This window comes from Dialister succinatiphilus YIT 11850 (assembly GCF_000242435.1).
Classification (GTDB): domain Bacteria; phylum Bacillota; class Negativicutes; order Veillonellales; family Dialisteraceae; genus Dialister; species Dialister succinatiphilus.
Window position 1 is genome coordinate 5,537 of sequence record NZ_JH591191.1, and the last position, 5,776, is coordinate 11,312.

General features: G+C 51.7%; 6 protein-coding genes. All 6 read right to left on the reverse strand.

Going from position 1 to position 5,776, the window contains the following annotated elements; all coding sequences use genetic code 11:
• Positions 1-543: 543 nt before the first annotated feature.
• Positions 544-1,218, reverse strand: coding sequence for a Pr6Pr family membrane protein (locus HMPREF9453_RS10840; protein ID WP_008860613.1), 675 nt, complete (start codon positions 1,216-1,218; stop codon positions 544-546).
• 106 nt (positions 1,219-1,324) lie between these two features.
• The gene (locus tag HMPREF9453_RS10845; protein WP_008860614.1) at positions 1,325-1,585 is read right to left on the reverse strand and encodes a hypothetical protein; all 261 of its coding nucleotides are present in this window, start codon (positions 1,583-1,585) and stop codon (positions 1,325-1,327) included.
• Positions 1,586-2,401: 816 nt separating this feature from the next.
• On the reverse strand, positions 2,402-3,205 hold the full coding sequence (gene udp, locus HMPREF9453_RS10855) for a uridine phosphorylase (protein ID WP_008860616.1): 804 nt from the start codon (positions 3,203-3,205) through the stop codon (positions 2,402-2,404).
• A 69-nt stretch (positions 3,206-3,274) separates the two neighbouring features.
• Positions 3,275-3,649 (reverse strand): four helix bundle protein, encoded by a 375-nt coding sequence (locus HMPREF9453_RS10860; protein WP_008860617.1) that lies wholly within the window; start codon positions 3,647-3,649, stop codon positions 3,275-3,277.
• A 61-nt stretch (positions 3,650-3,710) separates the two neighbouring features.
• The gene (locus HMPREF9453_RS10865; RefSeq protein WP_008860618.1) at positions 3,711-4,166 is read right to left on the reverse strand and encodes a hypothetical protein; all 456 of its coding nucleotides are present in this window, start codon (positions 4,164-4,166) and stop codon (positions 3,711-3,713) included.
• The gene (locus HMPREF9453_RS10870) at positions 4,156-5,511 is read right to left on the reverse strand and encodes a hemolysin family protein (protein WP_008860619.1); all 1,356 of its coding nucleotides are present in this window, start codon (positions 5,509-5,511) and stop codon (positions 4,156-4,158) included. The genes HMPREF9453_RS10865 and HMPREF9453_RS10870 overlap by 11 nt, the downstream gene beginning before the upstream one ends.
• Between the last annotated feature and the right edge of the window lie 265 nt (positions 5,512-5,776).

The window sequence follows — 5,776 nt, forward strand, 5'->3', positions numbered from 1 at the left end:
GTGACACAATATCCAGTGCCACCTATTTTCTCGTTTCCCCTTGAGGGGAAGTCCCGCGAAGCGGGAAAGGGTGTACGGGGCAGAGCACCGATAGGATGCTCCATCGAGGTCCTGACCGCCAATCGGCGGCCCCCTGAGTGAAGCCCGGTTGGACTGTTTTCGCTACCCCAGGCAGCGGCATATAAAACTACCCTCTGAACCAGCCCGCTCTGTGGGCCGAACCCATCGTTCAGAGCGCAACACGAACGATAAAACCCGGGCGCCGAAAGGCGCCTGACCCCTCAAGCCCCAAAGGGGCTTGTCCATAAGAAGTCAGCGTTACGGGATTGGCTTTCTGTGTCATATGGCATGATAAGCACTCTGGTGATTGGCTCACTGCGTTCGCCACCCCCTATCCAGCTGTGCCGGACTTCCCCCTATGCAGGGGGCAGAATAAAACGCCGCGAGACAATCATCTCATAAATCCCACGCTCGAGATGACGAAAGAGCCGTGCCTGGACCCATCAAAAAAGCGCCCCCAGAGGGGCGCCTCTGCCTTTGATTTCATCCATTAAAGGTCCAGGAAAGGGGCGGAATGCCCAGATAGAAAAGGCCCATGCCCAGGGCATAGACGAAAACGCCGATGACGAAGAACTGGGCGCCCACGATGAGGACCCCCCTGGTAATAGAGAGAGGTCCATGGAAGTTGGGATCCATGAACGTATAGGGATAGAGATGGGATTTCCCGTGGGTCACGATGGTCACCCAGGCCCTGAAATACACGAATACCACATAGAAAGCAGGGTAAATCATCCAGGTAAACATGGTGTACCAGTGCATGTCCCTCTTATCCACGAAGAAGATATAATCCACCAGCATCAGGATGGGGATGAAATAGTGAAATATGTAATTGTAGAAAGAAAAATGCTCGTAGCTGATATCGTTCAGCTTATGGGTGCGAATGGCACCGGGCCGTACGATGAGATGATACATGAGGGACAGAGTCCCCAGACTGGCCGCCACTATGTAACGGCAGTCCGCCGTATACAGGAAGGGCACATCCACCTGGAACAGAGTGGCCCCCAGCCACACCACAAAAAGGGTGAAAGTAGAAAACGTATAGTACTGGATCCTCGACCAGAATACAAAAGGTGTCAGCACCTTGTGCTTCATGAGAAGAATCAGACCCAAAATGAGCAGAATAAAGACTGCCCAGCGATAGATAAGCGCCGCCGGCATAGTACCTCCCGGGATAAGCTATGACTTTTCAGATGACCTATGCCATCTTCTCATACTTTCCCTGAAAACAGAAAAAGGGCCAAAGGCCCCTCAAGCAGAAAGAGAATTATTTGCGATGCTTCCGGTTCCTCCGATTCTGCCTGCGCCGGGCCTCTGCCCGAAGCTGGCGAACCTCTTCCTTCTCCCTGACAGCTTCCTCCGCTGCTGCCCGCTGCTGCTGCTTCTGACGATAATTGTAAATATTAATGACCAGGCATACCAGGATCATGGCACAGATTGCCACAGTCCGCACATTGACACCATTGGTAATGATATTCCACACAGAAAATGCCACTGCCACGCCAAATAAAAGACCACGTGCTCTCATTCTTCCAAAAATCTCCTTTATCTCTGCTTCCCTTTGAAAGCAATAGTATATCATTGTTATGATAAATGATTTTGCCTTCAATGGCAAGGGGATTTTGAAAAAGGGCTATGGGACACGCCCTGCGGGCTTGAGGGTTCAGAGGGTTCAAAAGGTTCAGAAGGTTCAAAGGGTGGTGGTGGCGGCTGACGCCGCAGATTATAAAAAAGGGGCCGCGGCTGGCGCCGCGGGTTGTGTAGAAGGGTTGCATCGCTTTGCTCAGGGGGCGACGGCCCTTTGGGCCCGAGGATTGTGGTATCGCCGCTTCGCGGCGATGAGTATATATGCCCGCCTGCGGCGGGAGAACCATAAGACCGCGCCTTCGGCGCGAGGGAAATGCCCGCAGGGCGGTTGGCTTGTTTTCCATCGGGCGAAGTCCGGCTGTAAAGGTTTTCACTGCCTACAGGCGACATATAAAATTAGTGCCCGCAAGAGCACCCACTTCGCCAGCGCAGCGATACTATATAACTACCCTAGGCAAATGCCCTCAAACCGTCCGGGAGGCGAAGCCGGTCCCGGACAGAAACTTTGGCCCGGCGCGGCAGCGCACGGGCCATCAACCCTCGCGCCCGCAAGGGCGCGTTAAGGAAGCGCTGATTAAATCATTGTTTGCTTTTATTCTTGAATTTTTATGCAATGCGAGGAATGGGCTGACGCGAATAGCGAGCTATTTAAGGAAGCCCATGACGAAACAGTGCATAAAAATTCTTATAAAAGAAAACTCTATGAATTAATCAGTGCTTCCTTAACCTTCCGGAATACAGGTAAGCACCGCCAATGTCACAAAGTCACCATGAAATGGCCAATCAGCATTTCCAGTGCCCTTTTCACCACTTGATGGAATCTTTTTTCCGCCAGCTCATACACTTCCTTCGGCGCCACGGCTTCGCTGTCCGTCCGCTTGGCTACCACGCCGCAGAGGGAACCGGCCGAAAGACCCAGTACCGAGGTGAGGGTGAAGAGGGTGGCGTTTTCCATTTCAAAATTCGTACAGCCCAGGGCCCGGTATTCTGCAAGGCTCCCCTGCAGATTTTTTCTCACATAGCCGGAGAAACTGTCATAGCGCTCCTGGCCCGGCCAGAAGCTGTCGGTGGATACGGAAATCCCTGTTTTACAGGGTACCTTCAGTTCCCTGGCCGCCTCTTCCAGCGCCAGGGTGATTCGCATATCCGCCATGGCAGGATAGGCAAGGGGCGCATAGGCCCGGGAAGCGCCGTCCCTGCGGACAGCTCCCTTATTGATGACCAGGTCTCCCAAATTCAAGTCCTCCTGAATGGACCCGGTGGTGCCTACCCGGATAAAGGAGGTCACCCCCAGCCGGGCCAGCTCCTCCACCGCAAAGGTGACACAGGGACCGCCCATGCCGGTGGACATGACCAGCACCGTTTCGCCGGAAACCCTGGCCTTCCAGGTGGTGAAATCCCGGTGAGAGCAGACGAAAGATGCCTTCTCATCCAGCGCCTTCGCCAATCCTTCCACCCGCCCCGGATCTCCGGGCACCAGGGCATACCGGGCACCTTCCGTCATCTCCCGGGAAAGGCCGGTATGATACATGATTTCATGAGGCAATGCGTAGTGAGGCATATTTTTCTCCTTTTAATGAGCTAGTGGACTGGTAATTGATTTATCGCCACATTTCTGTACAACTTCTATTTATTTCATTCCGTTGCGAATCTTAATTGTTTTAATCAAAGAATTTAGCATTTTAGCTGTCTGGATAGCTAAATCCATAGCCACATCTATATCCTCCTGCATAAGGTATCCGTATTCTACACATAGGATAAGCTGTGTCTGTATTTCAGCAACTGACCCATTAGATATATACAGAAACCTGATAAAATCCTTTGCTGACCCACGGGATTGTCCTTCAGCAATATTGGACGCCACCGATGTAGCTGCCCGGCTCATCTGCGACTGTAAGCCAAAAAGTTCATTCTGTGGCAGCTTTTTACTTAGCCTGTGCACTTCCTTAGCCAGCATAATAGATTTATGCCAAACGCTATAATCCCTGAAGTCCGTAAACCTCATAGACCTATCTCCTGTTATGTCACAAAAGTGCAGCATACCACTAGCTCACTAACACACTAATTCATTTCTTTCCCTTCTTCCCCTTCTTTCCTCTCTTCTTATCCTTTTTCCCGTGCTTCTTCCCTTTCTTTTCTTTTTTGGACAGAAGTTCTTCTGCTTCCGGCAGGGTGCGGGCTTCGCTGATGGGAATCATATCTTCTTCATCCAGATTCCAGTCCCCTTCAATGTTGTCCTCGCCGTCCGGATCCCCCAGGGTGTGGGTCTTGTATTCCAGGTTCAGATCGTCGTCCATGGCATCGGCTTCCCCATTGTCCTCGCTTCTTCCTGCCAGCTCGGTAAGAATTTCCATCATTTCATCAGCCAGGCGGGAAATCTGGCGGATTCTTTCCTCCTCTGCCGGCCGGAAATCGGGGCTGGGGGACAGCATATAGGTCTGAAGGAAAGCCTGATTCTCCTTCAGATCCTGTTCCAGCCTATGAAGCCGTTCTTTCAGACATTCTTTCGTTTCACTGCTCATGTTTTATTTCCTCCTCTTCTTTGCCTTTCGTTACAAGGACTTTATCCACCCGCCGGTTATCGCAGTCCATTACCTCAAAGGTAAAGACGCCATACCGGGCTTTTTCTGTTTCTTTCGGTATATATCCAAGGAGATAGGTAATGAACCCTCCCAATGTCTTGTAATAGCCTTCCGCTTCTCCCGGCAGCTCGTCTTCTATGTGGAAATACTCCCGGAAATCGTCGATGGAGCAGAGTCCTTCCACCAGCCAGGAATTTTCGGAACGGCGGATGAACTTGTTCTGCTCCTCCAGAATATCTTCCTTGTCACCGGGCATATCCCCTACGATTTCTTCCAGCACATCATGAAGAGTGATGAGTCCCGACAGAGTACCGTACTCATCGATAACGATGGCCTCATGGACGCCGCGGGTGCGGAAAAGCTTCAGCACCTTGGTCAGCGTCAGGGTTTCCGGAATGTATACCGGCGCATGCACCGTTTCCATGAGAGATTTCTTCAAAGCCTTTCCCGGATGGGCATGCTGGTCCATCAGCACATCGGACAAATCAGCCAGTCCTTTGAAATCGTCCAGAGAGCCGCTGCCAAGGGGCAGGCGGAAATGGGACGTCTTCATCATATCGGCCCAAATTTTCTTCTCACTGTCCTCCAGGTCGATCCAGTCCAGCTGGGGACGGGCCGTCATGCAGTCTGCTGCCGTGCGGTCATTAAGCTCGAATACATTATCAATGATTTCCGGTTCTTCCTTATCAAAAGTGCCCAGCTTGGCCCCCTGCTGGAGAAGCACCTTGATTTCCTCTTCCGAAACAGGCTGCTCCCCTTCCATATGAATGCCAAGAAGCCCCACCACGGCCTTGGTGGACCAAGTGGAAAAAAGCACCAGCGGTTTGCACACCGTAGCCATTATAATCATGGGCCGGGCCACAAAGCAGGCCGCCTTCTCCGGAATGGCAATAGCAATCCATTTCGGCGCCAGCTCCCCGATAATCAGGGAAAAATAAGTCACCAGCACCATGACAGCCACCATGCTCACCATCTGGGCGTAAGGCGCCAGCGGCGGGAACTTCGACAGCTCCTCACCCAGAGGCCCCGACAGGGACGCTCCGGAAAACATACCGGTAATGATGCTGATGGTGGTAATGCCTACCTGAATGGTAGAAAAAAGCTCCTCCTTCCTCTCTGCCAGACGCAGGGCATAGCCGGCACTCTTATTCCCTTCATCAATCATTTCCTGGAGCTTCGTCTTCCGCGCTCCCACAATGGCGATTTCTGCCAGAGAACAGACCCCGTTGGCCAGGACCAGTAAAATAATAATAATGATTTCAAGCCATATGTGGCCGTCGTCCATTTCGTTACTCCTTCTTTACTGAAAACAATGGATTTTATCTGGTTTCATTATATCATGAATGGAATGGCCGTGGACACACCTTCGGTGTGAGGGGTAAGTGTCAAGTTTTCCTCGGTAATTCATTTGACTATCGATAATTACTATCTCCGTGGCTTCGGTTTTATCAGTATTTCTGTATAGCTCTGGCCAGTCTCCCCATTGGTGAAGAAGAAGCTCCATAAACGCCTATACGCCCCTCCAGACATCCCGGCCTATAGTTTCTCAT

Coding starts and splice junctions, on each gene's coding strand:
- HMPREF9453_RS10865 (WP_008860618.1), bottom strand. CDS start 4,166: ATGAGCAGTGAAACGAAAGAATGTCTGAAAGAACGGCTTCATAGGCTG.
- HMPREF9453_RS10840 (WP_008860613.1), bottom strand. CDS start 1,218: ATGCCGGCGGCGCTTATCTATCGCTGGGCAGTCTTTATTCTGCTCATT.
- udp (WP_008860616.1), bottom strand. CDS start 3,205: ATGCCTCACTACGCATTGCCTCATGAAATCATGTATCATACCGGCCTT.
- HMPREF9453_RS10845 (WP_008860614.1), bottom strand. CDS start 1,585: ATGAGAGCACGTGGTCTTTTATTTGGCGTGGCAGTGGCATTTTCTGTG.
- HMPREF9453_RS10870 (WP_008860619.1), bottom strand. CDS start 5,511: ATGGACGACGGCCACATATGGCTTGAAATCATTATTATTATTTTACTG.
- HMPREF9453_RS10860 (WP_008860617.1), bottom strand. CDS start 3,649: ATGAGGTTTACGGACTTCAGGGATTATAGCGTTTGGCATAAATCTATT.